The sequence below is a fragment of the Pseudomonas sp. KK4 genome, from assembly GCF_001984065.1.
In the GTDB taxonomy this organism is placed as follows: domain Bacteria; phylum Pseudomonadota; class Gammaproteobacteria; order Pseudomonadales; family Pseudomonadaceae; genus Aquipseudomonas.
Window position 1 is genome coordinate 18,556 of sequence record NZ_LYVP01000053.1, and the last position, 17,591, is coordinate 36,146.

Genomic DNA, 17,591 nt, shown 5'->3' on the forward strand with positions numbered 1-17,591 from the left:
GCTTACTCCTCGCGCAGGGTCTGGATCATGTAGTTGACGTCCACGTCGGCCGCGAGCTTGTAGTGCTTGGTCAACGGGTTGTAGGTCAGGCCGATGATGTCCTTGACGGTCAGGCCGGCCATGCGGCTCCAGGCACCGAGCTCGGAAGGACGGATGAATTTCTTGAAGTCATGGGTACCGCGAGGCAGCAGCTTCATGATGTATTCAGCGCCGACAATGGCGAACAGGTAAGCCTTCGGGTTGCGGTTGATGGTGGAGAAGAACACCTGGCCGCCGGGCTTGACCATGCGGAAGCAGGCGCGGATCACCGAGGACGGGTCCGGCACGTGCTCGAGCATTTCCAGGCAGGTGACCACATCGAATTGCTCGGGCATTTCTTCGGCCAGGGCTTCGGCGGTGATCTGCCGGTATTCGACGCTGACGCCGGACTCCAGCTGATGCAATTGAGCGACCGCCAGTGGCGCTTCGCCCATGTCGATGCCCATCACGGTGGCGCCGCGCTGGGCCATGGCTTCGCTGAGGATGCCGCCGCCGCAACCGACGTCGAGGACTTTCTTGCCCGCCAGGTTGACGCGCTCGTCAATCCAGTTGACCCGCAGCGGGTTGATGTCGTGCAGCGGTTTGAATTCGCTCTCGCGGTCCCACCAGCGATGGGCCAGGGCTTCGAATTTGGCGATTTCGGCGTAGTCGACGTTGCTCATGGTTTAAGTCCTCGAAAAGCTTGAAAAGTCCTGATGCGCCCGCGTCGGGCGCATCGTTATTCGGTACGGCCGCTGATGCGCAGGCCCCAGGCCTTGGCGCTGGCGACCAGTTGCGGTTCATCCAGGCGCGTCAGGCGACAGTCGTCGAGCAGTTGCTTGCCGGCGACCCAAACATGTTTCACGCAGTCCCGGCCCGTGGCGTAGATAAGCTGCGAGACCGGGTCGTAGACCGGTTGCTGGGCCAGGCCAGAGAGGTCGAATGCAACGATGTCGGCAGCCTTGCCGACCTCCAGCGAACCCACCTCGGCCTCGATCCCCAGGGCGCGGGCGCCGTTGAGGGTGGCCATGCGCAGGGCGCGATGAGCGTCCAGGGCGGTAGCCGAGCCCGCGACGGCCTTGGCCAGCAGGGCGGCGGTGCGGGTTTCGCCCAGCAGGTCCAGGTCGTTGTTGCTGGCGGCGCCATCGGTGCCCACGGCGACGTTGACCCCGGCCTGCCACAGGCGCTCCACCGGGCAGAAACCGCTGGCCAGCTTGAGGTTCGATTCCGGGCAATGAATGACGTTGGTGTTGCTTTCCACCAGCAGCGCCAGGTCGTCCTCGCTGATCTGGGTCATGTGAACGGCCTGGAAACGCGGGCCCAGCAGGCCCAGTCGCGCAAGACGGGCCAGCGGGCGTTCGCCGCGCTGCTCCACCGCTTGCTGCACTTCGAAGGCGGTTTCATGGACGTGCATGTGGATCGAAGCGTCCAGCTCTTCGGCGATCACCCGGATTTTTTCCAGGTTTTCGTCGCCCACGGTGTAGGGTGCATGGGGGCCGAAGGTGATTTTGATGCGTTCGTGGTGCTTCAGATCGCCGAACAGCTCGACGCCCTGACGAATGGCCTCGTCCGCCGTGCTGGCGCCGGGGATCGGGAAGTCCAGGATCGGAATCGCGATTTGCGCACGGATACCGCTGTTGTGCACGCGCTCGCTGGCAACCTTCGGGAAGAAATACATGTCAGAGAAACAGGTGATGCCGCCCTTGAGCTGCTCGGCGATGGCCAGGTCGGTGCCATCACGGACGAATGCCTCGTCGACCCATTTGGCTTCGGCGGGCCAGATGTGGTTTTCCAGCCAGGTCATCAGCGGCAGGTCGTCGGCCAGGCCGCGGAACAGTGTCATCGCCGCGTGGCCGTGGGCATTGATCAGGCCGGGGCTGAGCAGCATGTCCGGCAGTTCGCGGACTTCGCTTGCCTCAAGCTTGAGGGCGGCGGAACGCGGGCCGATGAACACGATGCGGCCGTCGCGGATGCCCAGGCCATGATCCTTGAGCACCACACCAGCGGGTTCGACGGGTACCAGCCAGGTCGGCAGCAATAACAGGTCGAGCGCAGCGGCAGTGTTCGGCATCGAGGGTCGGTTCCAGTGCTTTTATGAAGGATGGCGAAGTATACCCGAGCGTCTTCGCGGGGGGATCGCTATAATCGGCGGCTTTTGTTCATGAGTGCGGGGTGTGGGATGCGCGATCGACTGTTGGCTGCGGAGAAGGTGAAGGCCATCGATTGGCGTGATGGCGCCCTGTATCTGCTGGATCAGCGTGTTTTGCCGTTCGAGGAAACCTGGATCGGCTACACCAGCGCGGCCGGTGTGGCCGAGGCCATTCGCTCGATGGTGGTGCGCGGTGCGCCGGCCATCGGCATCAGTGCCGCCTATGGCATCGTGCTGGCGGCCCGGGCCCGGATCGCTGAAGGCGGCGACTGGTACGCGGCCCTGGAAGAGGATTTCGCGCTGCTCGCCGATTCCCGCCCGACCGCGGTCAACCTGTTCTGGGCACTGGGTCGCATGCACGATCGGCTCGATCGGCTGAAAGAGAACGCCGATCCGCTGGTGGCGCTGGAAGCCGAGGCCATCGCCATTCACGAGAGTGATCGCGAGGCCAACCTGACCATGGCGCAGTTGGGTGTGGACCTGATCCGCAAGCACCAGGGCAATGCCCAGACGATCCTGACCCACTGCAACACCGGCGCCTTGGCCACCGGCGGTTTCGGTACGGCACTGGGGGTGATTCGCGGGGCGTTCATCGAGGGCATGGTCGAGCGGGTGTATGCCGACGAAACCCGTCCGTGGCTGCAGGGCTCACGCCTGACGGCCTGGGAACTGGCCAACGAAGGCATCCCGGTTACGCTCAATGCCGACTCCGCCGCGGCACACATCATGAAAACCAAAGGCATCACCTGGGTGATCGTCGGCGCAGACCGGATCACCGCAAACGGCGACGTGGCGAACAAGATCGGCACCTATCAACTGGCGGTCAACGCCATGCACCACGGCGTGCGCTTCATGGTGGTGGCGCCGAGCTCGACCATCGACATGCACCTGGCCAGCGGCGACGACATCCCGATCGAAGAGCGTGACGGGCGCGAGTTGCTGGAAGTCGGCGGCAAGCGGGTCGGGGCGGATGTCGAGGCGTTCAATCCTGTGTTCGACGTGACACCGGCGGATCTGATCGATGCGATCGTGACTGAAAAAGGCATCGTCGAACGCCCGGATACGGCGAAGATGGCGCAGTTGATGTGTCGCAAGCGTCTGCATTGACGGTTTTTGTTGTCTGAAAAATCGCTTTCGCGAGCAAGCCCGCTCCCACATTGAATCGGTGTCGTGCACAAAATCGAGTACGGCTCGGTCAGTGTGGGAGCGGGCTTGCTCGCGAAGTGGCCCTTGTAATCACTGAACAACCATCATTTTGCCCATATTTCTCCATTGTCTGGGGCTCTAAGCCCCTCAGATCCCCCTCAAGCCTGTCATCGGTCAACTAACTACGCACCATGCGCATCTGGGGGATAGGTGCGTGGCGGCCTTTGTGATAACATCCGGCGGTTTCCAGGGTTGCCCGATGGGGCGGCCTTTACTGCGCAGATCCATGGCATAACTCGTTGATTTGTCGTAAGTCGGTGCATGGCAATCAGCCTGCAACGGCGAGCTTCGTTCGTCCCATATGGATGTGACGGAGTTTCACCAGAAAAAGGAATCAGGCTTCTCATGGGCGAACTGGCCAAAGAAATCCTCCCGGTCAATATCGAAGACGAGCTGAAGCAGTCCTACCTCGACTACGCGATGAGCGTAATTGTCGGTCGGGCACTGCCGGATGCGCGCGATGGCTTGAAGCCCGTGCACCGGCGTGTGCTGTTCGCGATGAGCGAGCTGGGTAACGACTTCAACAAGCCGTACAAGAAATCTGCCCGTGTTGTCGGTGACGTGATCGGTAAGTATCACCCGCACGGTGATACCGCGGTGTACGACACCATCGTTCGGATGGCGCAGCCGTTCTCGCTGCGTTACCTGCTGGTAGACGGTCAGGGCAACTTCGGTTCGGTGGACGGCGACAACGCCGCGGCCATGCGATACACCGAAGTGCGCATGACCAAGCTGGCGCACGAGCTGCTGGCTGACCTGCACAAGGAAACCGTGGACTGGGTGCCGAACTACGACGGCACCGAAATGATCCCGGCGGTCATGCCGACCCGTATTCCCAACCTGTTGGTCAACGGCTCCAGCGGTATCGCCGTGGGCATGGCGACCAACATTCCGCCGCACAACCTCGGTGAAGTCATCGACGGTTGCCTGGCGCTCATCGACAACCCCGAGCTGACCGTCGACGAGCTGATGCAATACATCCCCGGTCCGGACTTCCCGACCGCTGCGATCATCAACGGTCGCGCCGGCATCATCGAAGCCTACCGCACCGGTCGCGGCCGCATTTACATGCGCGCCCGCTCGATCATCGAAGACATCGACAAGGTCGGTGGCCGTCAGCAGATCGTCATCACCGAACTCCCTTACCAGCTCAACAAGGCCCGTCTGATCGAGAAGATCGCCGAGCTGGTCAAAGAGAAGAAGCTCGAAGGCATCACCGAACTGCGCGACGAGTCCGACAAGGACGGCATGCGCGTCGTGATCGAGCTGCGTCGCGGCGAAGTGCCTGAGGTGATCCTCAACAACCTCTATGCACAGACCCAGCTGCAAGCGGTGTTCGGTATCAACATCGTCGCGCTGATCGACGGCCGTCCGCGGATCCTCAACCTCAAGGACCTGCTGGAAGCCTTCGTACGTCACCGTCGCGAAGTCGTCACCCGCCGTACCGTGTTCGAACTGCGCAAGGCGCGCGAGCGTGGTCACATCCTTGAAGGTCAAGCGGTTGCCCTGTCGAACATCGACCCGGTCATCGCCCTGATCAAAGCCTCGCCAACCCCGTCGGAAGCCAAGGAAGCGCTGGTCAGCACCCCTTGGGAATCCTCGGCGGTCGTCGCGATGGTCGAGCGTGCCGGCGCCGATTCGTGCCGTCCGGAAAACCTCGATCCGCAATACGGCCTGCGTGACGGCAAGTACTTCCTGTCGCCAGAACAGGCGCAAGCCATTCTGGAACTGCGCCTGCACCGCCTGACCGGTCTGGAACACGAAAAGCTGCTGGCCGAGTATCAGGAGATCCTCAACCAGATCGGCGAGCTGATCCGCATCCTCAACAGCGCCACGCGCCTGATGGAAGTGATCCGCGAAGAGCTGGAAGTGATCCGCGCCGAATACGGCGATGTGCGTCGCACCGAGATTCTCGATGCCCGTCTGGACCTGACCCTGGGCGACATGATCCCGGAAGAAGAGCGCGTCGTGACCATCTCCCACGGCGGCTATGCCAAGACCCAGCCGCTGGCTGCGTACCAGGCCCAGCGTCGTGGCGGTAAAGGCAAGTCGGCCACCGGCGTCAAGGATGAGGACTACATCGCTCACCTGCTGGTCGCCAACAGCCACACCACGCTGTTGCTGTTCTCCAGCAAGGGCAAGGTGTACTGGCTGAAAACCTACGAAATTCCTGAAGCGTCCCGTGCCGCTCGCGGCCGTCCGCTGGTCAACCTGCTGCCGCTGGATGACGGTGAATACATCACCACCATGCTGCCGGTCGAGGAGTACACCGAAGGTCACTTCATCTTCATGGCCACCGCCAACGGCACCGTGAAGAAGACCCCGCTGGAATCCTTCAGCCGTCAGCGCAGCGTCGGTCTGATCGCGCTGGAACTGGACGAGGGCGATGTATTGATCAGCGCAGCCATCACCGATGGCGAGCGTGAAGTCATGCTGTTCTCCGATGGCGGCAAGGTCACTCGCTTCAAAGAGTCTGACGTTCGCGCCATGGGCCGGACCGCCCGCGGTGTGCGCGGCATGCGTCTGCCGGAAGGCCAGAAGCTGATTTCCATGCTGATCCCGGAAGAAGGCAGCCAGATCCTCACTGCTTCCGAGCGTGGCTACGGCAAGCGCACGGCGATCACCGAGTTCCCTGAGTACAAGCGTGGCGGCCAGGGCGTTATCGCCATGGTCAGCAACGAGCGTAACGGCCGTCTGGTCGGCGCGGTCCAGGTGCTCGACGGCGAGGAGATCATGCTGATTTCCGACCAGGGCACCCTGGTCCGTACCCGTGTCGACGAAGTCTCCAGCCTGGGTCGTAACACCCAGGGCGTGACCCTGATCAAACTGGCCAAGGATGAAACCCTGGTCGGCCTCGAGCGGGTTCAGGAGCCTTCGGAAGTCGAGGGTGACGAGCTTGAAGGCGAAGAGGGCGAAGAGGGCTTCGAAGGGCATGTCGGCATCGACGATGCCGCTGAAGACCAGCAACTCGACGCCGCCGCAGACGAAGAACCACAGGAATAAGCGGGGAAACAGGGGGCGGATGAAAATTCGCCCCCTTGTTGTTTGTACCGTTGGAAGATTTCGACACCCACGACAATCACAGGTGGGAGCGGGCTTGCTCGCGAAGACGGTCTGACATTCAGCACGGATGTCGCCTGCAATACCGCTTTCGCGAGCAAGCCCGCTCCCACATTGGTTTCGTGGTGATTGATGTTGTGATTAATGCGTGACCACCAAATCAGAGCGAGATTGGATGTGAGCAAGAGAGCCTATAACTTCTGCGCCGGTCCTGCGGCGCTTCCCGAAGCTGTCCTGCAGCGCGCCCAGGGTGAACTCCTTGACTGGCACGGCAAGGGCCTGTCGGTCATGGAAATGAGCCATCGCAGCGATGAGTTCGTGTCCATCGCCACCAAGGCCGAGCAGGACCTGCGGGATCTGCTGAATATCCCCTCGAACTACAAAGTGCTGTTCCTGCAGGGCGGCGCCAGCCAGCAATTCGCTCAGATTCCGCTGAACCTGCTGCCCGAAAGCGGCAGCGCCGACTACATCGACACCGGTATCTGGTCGCAGAAAGCCATCGAAGAGGCCTCGCGCTACGGCCACGTGAACGTTGCCGCCACCGCCAAGCCTTACGACTATTTCGCCATTCCCGGCCAGAACGAGTGGAAGCTGTCCAAGGACGCGGCCTACGTTCACTACGCGCCGAACGAAACCATCGGCGGCCTGGAATTCCAGTGGATCCCGGAAACCGCTGACGTCCCGCTGGTCGCCGACATGTCCTCGGACATCCTGTCGCGTCCTGTCGATGTCTCGCGTTTCGGCATGATCTACGCCGGCGCCCAGAAAAACATCGGCCCGAGCGGCATCGTGGTGAACATCATTCGCGAAGACTTGCTGGGCAAGGCCCGCTCGTTCTGCCCGACCATGCTCAACTACAAGGTCGCGGCCGACAACGGCTCGATGTACAACACCCCGCCGACCCTGGCCTGGTACCTGTCCGGCCTGGTGTTCGAATGGCTTAAAGAGCAGGGCGGCGTCGAGGCCATCGGCAAGCTCAACGATGTGAAGCAGCGCACGCTGTATGACTTCATCGATGCCAGCGGCCTCTACACCAACCCGATCAACAAATCGGACCGCTCGTGGATGAACGTGCCATTCCGCCTGGCAGACGACCGTCTGGACAAGCCGTTCCTGGCCGGCGCCGACGAGCGCGGCCTGCTGAACCTCAAGGGCCACCGTTCCGTGGGCGGCATGCGCGCCTCCATCTATAACGCCGTCGACATCAACGCGATCAACGCGCTGGTGGCGTACATGGCAGAGTTCGAGAAGGAACACGGCTAATGTCTGAGCAAGAACTCAAGGCACTGCGCCTGCGCATTGACGCCCTGGACGAGAAGGTCCTGGAGCTGATCAGTGAGCGTGCGCGCTGCGCCCAGGAAGTCGCGCGAGTAAAGATGGCCTCGCTGGCCGAAGGCGAAGTGCCGGTGTTCTATCGTCCCGAGCGCGAAGCTCAGGTGCTCAAGCGCGTGATGGAGCGCAACCAGGGGCCGTTGGGCAACGAAGAGATGGCGCGGTTGTTCCGCGAAATCATGTCCTCGTGCCTGGCCCTTGAGCAGCCGTTGAAAGTGGCTTACCTCGGCCCTGAAGGCACCTTCACTCAAGCGGCGGCCATGAAGCACTTCGGTCACGCCGTGATCAGCAAGCCGATGGCGGCGATCGACGAAGTGTTCCGTGAAGTGGCGGCCGGTGCGGTGAACTTTGGCGTGGTGCCGGTGGAAAACTCCACCGAAGGCGCGGTCAACCACACCCTCGACAGCTTCCTCGAGCACGACATGGTGATCTGCGGCGAAGTCGAGCTGCGCATTCACCACCACCTGTTGGTCGGTGAAAACACCAAGACCGACAGCATCAGCCGCATCTATTCCCACGCCCAGTCCCTGGCCCAGTGCCGCAAGTGGCTGGACGCCCATTACCCGAATGTCGAGCGTGTGGCGGTGTCCAGCAACGCCGAAGCGGCCAAGCGGGTCAAGGGTGAGTGGAACTCGGCGGCGATCGCCGGCGACATGGCGGCCGGCCTGTACGGGCTGACCCGTCTGGCCGAAAAGATCGAGGACCGTCCGGACAACTCCACGCGGTTCCTGATGATCGGCAACCAGGAAGTGCCACCGACCGGCGACGACAAGACTTCGATCATCGTCTCCATGAGCAACAAGCCCGGTGCGCTTCACGAGTTGCTGGTGCCGTTCCACGACAACGGCATCGACCTGACGCGCATCGAGACCCGTCCGTCGCGCAGTGGCAAATGGACCTACGTGTTCTTCATCGACTTTGTCGGCCACCACCGCGATCCGCTGGTAAAAGGTGTGCTGGAAAAGATCAGTCAGGAAGCAGTGGCACTCAAAGTGCTGGGTTCCTACCCGAAAGCAGTTCTCTAAGGGGCGGTAGCAAATGAGTGGCAATTTCCTCGCTCTGGCACAGCCGGGCGTGCAACAACTTTCGCCTTACGTTCCGGGCAAGCCCGTGGACGAACTGGCCCGCGAGCTGGATCTCGATCCGGCCAGCATCGTCAAACTGGCGAGCAACGAAAACCCGTTGGGCGCCAGTCCCAAGGCTCTTGCGGCCATCCGCGATGCGCTGGCCGAACTGACCCGCTATCCGGACGGCAACGGCTTTGAGCTGAAATCGCTGCTGGCTGAACAGTGCCGCGTCGAGATCAACCAGGTGACCCTGGGCAACGGTTCCAACGACATCCTCGAGCTAGTCGCGCGCGCCTACCTGGCGCCAGGCCTGAACGCGGTGTTCAGCGAGCACGCCTTTGCGGTCTACCCGATCGCCACCCAGGCTGTCGGCGCCCAGGCCAAGGTCGTACCGGCCAAGGAGTGGGGGCACGACCTGCCGGCCATGCTGGCGGCGATCGATGCCAACACCCGCGTAGTGTTCATCGCCAACCCGAACAACCCGACCGGGACCTGGTTCGATGCCCAGGCGCTGGATGACTTCCTGCAGGATGTGCCAGAGCACGTGCTGGTGGTGCTGGACGAGGCCTACATCGAGTACGCCGAAGGCAGCGATCTGCCGGACGGCCTGGATTTCCTCGCGGCGTACCCGAACCTGCTGGTGTCCCGCACCTTCTCCAAGGCCTATGGCCTGGCGGCGCTGCGTGTCGGCTACGGTCTGTCCACCCCGGTGGTCGCCGATGTGCTGAACCGCGTGCGTCAGCCGTTCAACGTCAACAGCCTGGCCCTGGCTGCGGCCTGTGCGGCATTGAAGGATGAAGCGTACCTGGCTGAAAGCCGTCGCCTCAACGAGGCCGGCATGGAGCAACTGCAAGCCGGTTTCCGCGAGCTGGGGCTGAGCTGGATTGCGTCCAAGGGCAACTTCATCTGCGTCGATATCGGTCGCGAAGCAGCTCCGGTGTTCCAGGGCTTGCTGCGCGAGGGCGTGATCGTGCGTCCGGTGGCCAACTACGGCATGCCCAACCACCTGCGCATCACCATTGGCTTGCCAGCGGAAAACAGCCGCTTCCTCGAGGCGCTGACCAAGGTTCTGGCTCGTGGTTGATGTCACTGCACTGCAATCTGCGCAACCTATGATCGGCCGCCTGGTGGTGGTCGGTCTGGGCTTGATCGGCGGTTCGTTTGCCAAGGGCTTGCGCGAAAGTGGCCTGTGCCGCGAAGTGGTGGGCGTCGATCTCGATCCGCAGTCGCGCAAGCTCGCGGTGGAATTGGGTGTGGTGGATCGCTGCGAAGACGACCTGGTGGCGGCATGCCAGGGCGCGGACGTGATTCAACTGGCGGTGCCGATCCTGGCCATGGAAAAACTGCTGGCGCGCCTGGCAGGCATGGACCTGGGCGGGGCGATCCTGACCGACGTCGGCAGTGCCAAGGGCAATGTCGTGCGCGCCGCGACCGAAGCCTTTGGCGGCATGCCGGCGCGTTTCGTGCCGGGCCATCCGATTGCCGGCTCCGAGCAGAGCGGGGTGGAAGCCTCCAATGCCGAGTTGTTCCGTCGGCATAAAGTGATACTGACACCGCTGGAGCAGACCGATCCGGCCGCCCTGGCGGTGGTTGATCGCCTGTGGCGCGAATTGGGCGCCGATGTCGAGCACATGCAGGTCGAGCGTCACGATGAAGTGCTGGCCGCCACCAGCCATCTGCCGCACCTGCTGGCGTTCGGCCTGGTCGATTCGCTGGCCAAGCGCAATGAAAATTTAGAGATCTTCCGTTACGCTGCGGGCGGTTTCCGCGATTTCACGAGAATCGCCGGAAGCGACCCGGTCATGTGGCACGACATCTTCCTCGCCAACCGCGAAGCTGTCCTGCGCACACTCGATACATTTCGCAGCGACCTCGACGCCTTGCGCGACGCGGTCGATGCAGGGGATGGGCACCAATTGTTGGGCGTTTTCACTCGCGCCCGGGTTGCCCGCGAGCATTTCAGTAAAATCCTGGCCCGCAGGGCCTATGTGGACGCTATGAATTCCAACGATCTGATTTTCCTGGCTCAACCTGGTGGCCGCCTGTCCGGTCGGATTCGCGTACCGGGTGACAAATCGATTTCCCACCGCTCGATCATGCTCGGCTCCCTGGCCGAAGGCGTCACCGAAGTGGAAGGTTTCCTCGAAGGCGAAGATGCCCTGGCCACGCTTCAGGCATTCCGTGACATGGGTGTCGTGATCGAAGGTCCGCACCACGGTCGCGTCACCATTCACGGCGTCGGCCTGCATGGCCTGAAGCCTGCGCCGGGTCCGATCTACCTCGGCAACTCCGGCACTTCGATGCGCCTGCTGTCCGGCCTCCTGGCCGCGCAGGACTTCGACAGCACCCTGACCGGTGACGCGTCGCTGTCCAAGCGCCCGATGAACCGCGTGGCCAATCCGCTGCGGGAAATGGGCGCCGTGATCGAAACCGCGGCCGACGGTCGTCCGCCGATGACCATTCGTGGTGGCCACAAGCTCAAGGGCCTGACCTACACCATGCCGATGGCCAGTGCCCAGGTGAAGTCCTGCCTGCTGCTGGCCGGTCTGTACGCCGATGGCAAGACCACCGTCACCGAGCCTGCGCCGACCCGTGACCACACCGAGCGCATGCTGCGTGGCTTCGGCTACCCGGTGACCGTGGACGGTGCCACGGCATCGGTCGAGTCCGGCAACAAGCTGACCGCGACCCACATCGAAGTGCCGGGCGATATCTCGTCTTCGGCGTTCTTCCTGGTGGCCGCGTCGATCGCCGAAGGCTCTGAGCTGGTGCTCGAGCACGTCGGCATCAACCCGACTCGCACCGGTGTCATCGACATCCTGCGTCTGATGGGCGCTGACATCACCCTGGAAAACCAGCGTGAAGTCGGCGGCGAACCCGTAGCGGACCTGCGCGTACGTGCAGCTAAACTCAAGGGTATCGAGATTCCGGAAGAACTGGTTCCGCTGGCGATCGACGAATTCCCGGTGCTGTTCGTGGCGGCGGCCTGCGCTGAAGGGCGCACGGTGCTGACCGGCGCCGAAGAGTTGCGAGTCAAGGAGTCGGACCGTATCCAGGTCATGGCCGATGGCTTGCTGGCACTGGGCGTCAAATGCGAACCGACCCCGGACGGCATCATCATCGACGGTGGCCAGATCGGCGGCGGCGAAGTGCACGGTCACGGCGACCACCGGATTGCCATGGCCTTCAGCGTGGCCTCGTTGCGCGCTTCGGCGCCAATCCGCATCCATGATTGCGCCAACGTCGCGACGTCGTTCCCCAACTTCCTCGCGCTGTGCGCGCAAGTCGGCATCCGCGTTGCCCAAGAGGCTCAGTCGTGAAGAACATTGCACCGGTCATCACCATTGATGGGCCAAGCGGCTCCGGCAAAGGCACCGTCGCCGGGATTCTGGCAAAGCGTCTGGGCTGGAACCTGCTGGATTCCGGTGCGCTTTACCGTTTGCTGGCCTTTGCCGCGCATAACCATGGCGTCGACCTGACGAACGAAGAGCTCCTGAAAAAACTTGCCGCTCATCTGGATGTGCAGTTCATCGCGGCGACCGACGGTCAGCTGCAACGCATCATTCTGGAAGGCGACGAAGTCAGCGATGTGATCCGTACCGAAAGCGTCGGCTCCGGTGCCTCCCAGGTGGCTGCATTGCCCGCCGTACGCGAGGCGCTGCTGCAGCGTCAGCGTGCGTTCCAGGAAGCGCCGGGCCTGGTGGCCGATGGCCGGGACATGGGGACGGTGGTGTTTCCGGACGCGCCGCTGAAGATTTTCCTCACTGCCAGTGCCGAGGAGCGTGCGCGCCGTCGATACTTGCAGTTGAAGGGCAAAGTCGATGGTGTTAGTCTGTCGAGTCTGCTAGATGAGATACGTGCACGCGATGAGCGTGACACCCAGCGAGCGGTAGCCCCGCTCAAACCGGCGGCTGACGCCATACAGCTGGATTCCACGGAATTATCCATCGATCAGGTGCTGGAACGCATCATGAGCGAGATCGCCATTCGCGATATCGCCGGGTGACCAAGAGGGCCGCAGGGGACCAGTCATAGTCCTGTGGCGCTTCTTTTAAATGAAACTAACCCACATCGTCTGGGATGTGGAGATGGGCGTATTCTTCGCCCTCATCAACAGGAATTAAAATGAGCGAAAGCTTTGCGGAACTCTTTGAAGAAAGCCTGAAAACCCTGAACCTTCAGGCAGGCTCCATCATCACCGGTGTTATCGTTGATATCGATTACCAGGCTCGCTGGGTAACCGTTCACGCTGGCCTGAAGTCTGAAGCACTCATCCCGCTTGAGCAGTTCTACAACGACGCTGGCGATCTGACCATCAACGTCGGTGACGAAGTTCACGTTGCGCTGGACTCGGTTGAAGACGGCTTTGGTGAAACCAAGCTGTCCCGTGAAAAAGCCAAGCGCGCTGAATGCTGGATTGTTCTGGAAGCTGCCTTCGCAGCCGAGGAAGTGGTCAAGGGCGTTATCAACGGTAAGGTTAAAGGCGGCTTCACTGTCGACGTTAACGGCATCCGTGCGTTCCTGCCAGGTTCCCTGGTTGACGTCCGTCCAGTGCGCGACACCACGCACCTGGAAGGCAAAGAGCTGGAATTCAAGGTCATCAAGCTGGACCAGAAGCGCAACAACGTTGTCGTTTCCCGTCGCAGCGTCCTCGAAGCCGAGAACTCCGCCGAGCGTGAAGCTCTGCTGGAATCCCTGCAGGAAGGCCAGCAAGTCAAAGGTATCGTCAAGAACCTCACCGATTACGGCGCATTCGTCGATCTGGGTGGCGTCGATGGCCTGCTGCACATCACCGACATGGCTTGGAAGCGCATCAAGCACCCATCGGAAATCGTCAACGTTGGCGACGAGATCGATGTCAAGGTTCTGAAGTACGATCGCGAACGCAATCGTGTTTCCCTGGGCCTGAAGCAACTGGGCGAAGATCCATGGGTTGCTATCAAAGCCCGTTACCCAGAAAGCACTCGCGTTACCGCTCGTGTAACCAACCTGACCGACTACGGCTGCTTCGCTGAGCTGGAAGAAGGCGTTGAAGGTCTGGTACACGTTTCCGAAATGGACTGGACCAACAAGAACATCCACCCTTCGAAAGTCGTACAAGTCGGCGACGAAGTGGAAGTTATGGTTCTGGACATCGACGAAGAGCGTCGTCGTATCTCCCTGGGCATCAAGCAGTGCAAGTCGAACCCATGGGAAGACTTCTCTGGCCAGTTCAACAAGGGCGATAAAATCTCCGGCACCATCAAGTCGATCACCGATTTCGGTATTTTCATTGGTCTGGACGGCGGCATCGACGGCCTGGTTCACCTGTCCGACATCTCCTGGAACGAAGTGGGCGAAGAAGCCGTACGCCGTTTCAAGAAGGGCGACGAACTGGACACCGTTATCCTGTCGGTTGACCCAGAGCGCGAGCGCATCTCCCTGGGCATCAAGCAACTGGAAAGCGACCCGTTCTCCGAGTACGTCTCGGTTAACGACAAAGGCGCCATCGTTAAAGGCACTGTGAAAGAAGTTGACGCCAAAGGCGCCATCATCGTTCTGGCCGACGATATCGAAGCAACTCTGAAAGCCTCCGAAATCAGCCGTGACCGCGTTGAAGACGCTCGTAACGTTCTGAAAGAAGGCGAAGAAGTAGAAGCCAAGATCATCAGCGTTGACCGCAAGAGCCGTGTAATCCAGCTGTCGATCAAATCGAAAGACGTGGAAGACGAAAAAGAAGCCATCCAGAGCCTGCGCGACAAGCCAGTAGCTTCGGATGCTCCAGTAGCCACCACCCTGGGTGACCTGCTGCGTGCACAAATGGAAAAGCAGAACTAAGTTCTGACTTTCTATAAAAAAGGGCGACTTCGGTCGCCCTTTTTTGTGTCCGAAATTTGGACTGGCGTTTGGTCGATTAAAATACTTCGCAATGAATCGTTGCGCCTTTGCTATTGAAATAGCTTCCGTTCTGAGAGTGAGGGTTGGGCATGGAGTTGCTAGAGCTTGAATAGAAAAGGGTATCGGACCTCTCACTAAATGGTGCTGGCTGAAATCAAAGAGGGCGGATTTACATGGCCTAAAAACATTATCAACTGAGCAAGTGATTGGTGGGGCAGTTATCGCGTGTGTACTTTGGTTTGCTGTAAGTGCAATTGTCTGCGTCTACATGGTTTCTGAGAATACAGCGCCAGATGTTAATTCGATTAGACTTAAGGCTCCATCGCCAAATGAGCAGCCAGTATCAATGTAAGATACATTGCCTAGGCTTATGACGCTGGGCACCGTAGAGTGGCCAACATAAAGATTCGATAGTCCTTTGATGGTAGATGTATCGCTACGTTCAATTTTTTTTCGTGAGTAGAGCGCTATTGTTAAAGCATTTTGTTGATTTTCTTGACCAAAGTTGCCGTTGATTGAGTTCTTGGCTTCCTGCCAAGTGTCAGTGTCAAGTAAGATTGGTGCTTCGGCATGAACAATGCCTACTCTACGGCTATCTAAAAGCTCGATTTCGATCATGATCGGAAGTTGATGCAGAGTGTGGGTTATGTCCAGTTGAACGTAGGGGGGTAGGTCATATATCCATGCACCACCATTCCTTATATGCCTTGGTATATCTCCCGTGCCAGAGATGCATTCAATGAGCATTTGCTCATGATTTCCTCGCACTGCATGAAACCAAGGCTCTTGAAGCCATACGGTAACTTGTGCTGAGTTTGGCCCTCGATCAATAAGATCGCCTACAGAAAAAATTCGATCTCGGGTCGTATCAAATTTAACTTGGCTGATTAGTGATCTTAGTAGTTCAAAGTGTCCATGTATGTCGCCCACGACAAAGTCTCGGCCGTTTTGGTTTGGGGGATATGTCTTAACGGCATTAGCGGGAAAGTGTTTTTGCATTGAGACTTTGTACAAGTAGCGGATAATCGTCGAGCATATCACTTTATGGTATAGCGATAAACAAGGTAGTTTGGCATTGGTATCCGAAGAGGGGGCTGTAGTCCTTGTTTTCTGGATGCAGATCCTAGCTTACGTTAGCGGAGTGATCGTTTCATTTGAGTGGGCGTTTTTGGCGTGGGTAATCAAGGGAAGGTGCACCAACTATGATATGCACCGTCTCGACCGTCAGGCGCGGATATGATGATGAGGTTCTGGGGGGATTTGCCGCCTTAAAACTTGACTCATCAGGTCTGGATGGGTGTTTCTTTAGCCGTGAAACGAATGTGCCCAAAGCGATGTCTCTTTTAGGGGATCAATCGATTAAATGCAGCTAGTCTTGGGCATTTCCGAACGACGTTCAGGCGGTTGTCTGGCATAAGGAAGTAAATGAACAAGCTCATTTTGGCGATGGCAATGGCAATGCTGGCACTGGTGGGCTGCACCACTAATGCGAAGACGCATGCAGTGCGGGGGGTCAGTGGAATCGAAATCGATTGTTCGGGGTTGGGTTCAGGTTGGGAGAAATGCCGCAAGCGAGCGGATAGGGAGTGTAAGGCTTCGGGGTACAAAGTTGTCGCAAGGTCTGATGATGCGAAGGAAGAGGGCGATTTCCCTTTCGGGTTCAATCCAGCTGGCTATCTGACGCGCACCATGTTGGTAATCTGCAGGTGAATGCGTAGGTGTGGAGTGTGGATTTTGAAGCCTCAGGCCCAAGCCGTGCGTGGCTTACAGAAAGGCGCCGAAACTCGTGCTTTTCAAATTCATGCAGGCATGCTAAAACCGTGGGAGCGATTTTCCTAGCTGCTTGAAAAAGAAGGGAAAAATATGACGAAGTCGGAGTTGATCGAACGAATTGTCACCCATCAAGGGCTGCTCTCATCAAAGGATGTAGAGTTGGCCATCAAGACCATGCTTGAGCAAATGTCCCAATGTCTAGCCACAGGTGATCGTATCGAGATCCGAGGTTTTGGCAGCTTCTCTCTGCACTACCGCGCGCCGCGAGTAGGGCGTAATCCAAAAACCGGTCAGTCTGTCAGTCTTGATGGAAAGTTCGTTCCGCATTTCAAGCCAGGTAAAGAGTTGCGTGATCGCGTGAACGAGGAAGAAGAGGGGCTTTGACAGTCGCCGCCATTTAAGGAACTTACTATGCGTAACATCAAACGCGTATTGCTTGTGATCATTATGCTGTTACTGATTTTCGTGATTTTGGCATTCATGCTTGAGAATCAGCAATCGGTCACGCTGCTGTTCCTGGGGTGGGAGGGGCCGGAGCTTCCGATATCATTCGTTTTAGTGGCCGCGCTCTTGGCTGGTATGGTGATCAGTCCTGTATTAGGTTTGTTTTTTGGGCGCATATACCGGTTTTCTCGCCGACGGCTTACCTGATTAAAGGCCTCTTCGTGGTTGCTCATAAGAGCAGGTATTAGCTGTTGCTGATGCTTGGCTGCACAAAATGAGAAGTGATTCTCGGTACGTCAAGTAAACTTCGCTTCCATAAATAAGCGCTAATTCTAAGACTTTCTCGTTTATCATTCGCTCGTTTTAAACTCATCGATGCTGCATGATGGAAATCCCACGCTTATAGGATTGATAGCGTAGCGTAATCGAATGTTCGTGGTTTTTGTGCAAAATTGAGATAGTAAATCCTATGGAGCTCCATACGTGTAGCCCTGTTAACCGCCTGAGCCTCCCGGACATAGGTGTAGCCAAGTAGATGCGGTCACTACGAAAAGCTGGGGCGGTGGCCTGTTGCTGGCACGAGTCTGATGGCGCTTTGGTCGTTGGCAGGCATGAATCAAATCCGGGGTATCTATAGCTTGTGGTTGCATGTGAAGGAAGGGGCG

At 59.2% G+C, this 17,591-nt stretch carries 14 protein-coding genes; 11 read left to right on the forward strand and 3 right to left on the reverse strand.

The window, feature by feature from the left end; genetic code table 11:
- Window positions 1-2 precede the first annotated feature (2 nt).
- Window positions 3-701 carry a bifunctional 2-polyprenyl-6-hydroxyphenol methylase/3-demethylubiquinol 3-O-methyltransferase UbiG gene (gene ubiG, locus B0W55_RS17995; protein ID WP_046042598.1) on the reverse strand — a complete coding sequence of 233 codons (699 nt, stop codon included), beginning with the start codon at window positions 699-701 and terminating at the stop codon, window positions 3-5.
- 56 nt (window positions 702-757) lie between these two features.
- Window positions 758-2,089: a TRZ/ATZ family hydrolase gene (locus B0W55_RS18000; RefSeq protein WP_077047278.1), complete on the reverse strand. Its 1,332-nt coding sequence runs from the start codon at window positions 2,087-2,089 to the stop codon at window positions 758-760.
- A gap of 108 nt (window positions 2,090-2,197) precedes the next feature.
- Here B0W55_RS18000 and mtnA point away from each other — a divergent pair, with 108 nt between their 5' ends.
- From mtnA to rpsA, 8 genes are all read left to right on the forward strand, one after another.
- A complete protein-coding gene (mtnA, locus tag B0W55_RS18005; protein ID WP_077047279.1) occupies window positions 2,198-3,274 on the forward strand; it encodes an S-methyl-5-thioribose-1-phosphate isomerase in 1,077 nt (358 codons plus the stop codon).
- A gap of 444 nt (window positions 3,275-3,718) precedes the next feature.
- On the forward strand, window positions 3,719-6,376 hold the full coding sequence (gene gyrA, locus B0W55_RS18010) for a DNA gyrase subunit A (protein ID WP_077047280.1): 2,658 nt from the start codon (window positions 3,719-3,721) through the stop codon (window positions 6,374-6,376).
- A gap of 234 nt (window positions 6,377-6,610) precedes the next feature.
- Window positions 6,611-7,696, forward strand: coding sequence for a 3-phosphoserine/phosphohydroxythreonine transaminase (gene serC / locus B0W55_RS18015; RefSeq protein WP_077047289.1), 1,086 nt, complete (start codon window positions 6,611-6,613; stop codon window positions 7,694-7,696).
- Entirely contained in the window at window positions 7,696-8,790 is a 1,095-nt protein-coding gene (gene pheA / locus B0W55_RS18020; protein WP_007939916.1) for a prephenate dehydratase, read from the forward strand. The genes serC and pheA overlap by 1 nt, the downstream gene beginning before the upstream one ends.
- Before the next feature lie 13 nt (window positions 8,791-8,803).
- Complete coding sequence (gene hisC / locus B0W55_RS18025; RefSeq protein WP_077047281.1) at window positions 8,804-9,916, forward strand: histidinol-phosphate transaminase; 1,113 nt, start codon at window positions 8,804-8,806, stop codon at window positions 9,914-9,916.
- Window positions 9,917-9,944: 28 nt separating this feature from the next.
- Window positions 9,945-12,152, forward strand: coding sequence for a bifunctional prephenate dehydrogenase/3-phosphoshikimate 1-carboxyvinyltransferase (locus tag B0W55_RS18030; RefSeq protein WP_256576342.1), 2,208 nt, complete (start codon window positions 9,945-9,947; stop codon window positions 12,150-12,152).
- Window positions 12,149-12,838, forward strand: coding sequence for a (d)CMP kinase (cmk, locus tag B0W55_RS18035; protein ID WP_077047283.1), 690 nt, complete (start codon window positions 12,149-12,151; stop codon window positions 12,836-12,838). Before B0W55_RS18030 ends, cmk begins: the two co-directional genes overlap by 4 nt.
- Window positions 12,839-12,957: 119 nt before the next feature.
- A complete protein-coding gene (rpsA, locus tag B0W55_RS18040; RefSeq protein ID WP_077047284.1) occupies window positions 12,958-14,649 on the forward strand; it encodes a 30S ribosomal protein S1 in 1,692 nt (563 codons plus the stop codon).
- 324 nt (window positions 14,650-14,973) lie between these two features.
- Here rpsA and B0W55_RS18045 read toward each other — a convergent pair whose 3' ends face one another.
- A complete protein-coding gene (locus tag B0W55_RS18045) occupies window positions 14,974-15,639 on the reverse strand; it encodes a metallophosphoesterase (protein ID WP_256576341.1) in 666 nt (221 codons plus the stop codon).
- A 495-nt stretch (window positions 15,640-16,134) separates the two neighbouring features.
- On the opposite strand from B0W55_RS18045, the gene B0W55_RS18050 reads away from it, so the two are divergent.
- The 3 genes from B0W55_RS18050 to B0W55_RS18060 all read left to right on the forward strand — a co-directional run bounded on the left by B0W55_RS18050 (window position 16,135) and on the right by B0W55_RS18060 (window position 17,133).
- Entirely contained in the window at window positions 16,135-16,419 is a 285-nt protein-coding gene (locus B0W55_RS18050; protein WP_077047286.1) for a hypothetical protein, read from the forward strand.
- Between the two features lie 153 nt (window positions 16,420-16,572).
- Window positions 16,573-16,866, forward strand: coding sequence for an integration host factor subunit beta (ihfB, locus tag B0W55_RS18055; protein WP_077047287.1), 294 nt, complete (start codon window positions 16,573-16,575; stop codon window positions 16,864-16,866).
- Window positions 16,867-16,893: 27 nt separating this feature from the next.
- On the forward strand, window positions 16,894-17,133 hold the full coding sequence (locus tag B0W55_RS18060) for a lipopolysaccharide assembly protein LapA domain-containing protein (RefSeq protein WP_077047288.1): 240 nt from the start codon (window positions 16,894-16,896) through the stop codon (window positions 17,131-17,133).
- The last annotated feature ends 458 nt before the right edge of the window (window positions 17,134-17,591 follow it).